Below are 347 nucleotides of genomic sequence, written 5' to 3' on the forward strand. Positions count from 1 at the left end.
TGTATTGCGAAATGGCATCAGCCGATAATTTATCACTGGCGCGTTTTGAGTTTGTGCTGGAATCAATCACAGAGCGCTTATTCTCTTTATGCGATGTATTTTGTAAAACCTTTGTAGCAGTATTATTTTGTCCTTGTAAGGCACTCCGTTTTATTTTCACTTGGTTAAGTTGTGCGTTGGCACCCACTATAAATTGTGTATTTTGAGGATATTGATTTGCCATGGCTTGGGCATGTGTATTATCCATTTCATGTTTTAATACTGCATAATGTACACTAGAGCCAGCACGATCAGTTCCTGAAAAAGAGTTATTGATCTCCTCTCTTTTTACACGATCCATAGAATTT

General features: G+C 37.5%; 1 pseudogene. It reads right to left on the reverse strand.

Annotated elements, in window-relative coordinates:
* Window positions 1-347, reverse strand: a pseudogene (locus tag ACFINC_RS10945) (autotransporter outer membrane beta-barrel domain-containing protein); the annotation flags it as partial.

This window comes from Bartonella sp. AP58NXGY (assembly GCF_042195785.1).
GTDB lineage: Bacteria > Pseudomonadota > Alphaproteobacteria > Rhizobiales > Rhizobiaceae > Bartonella.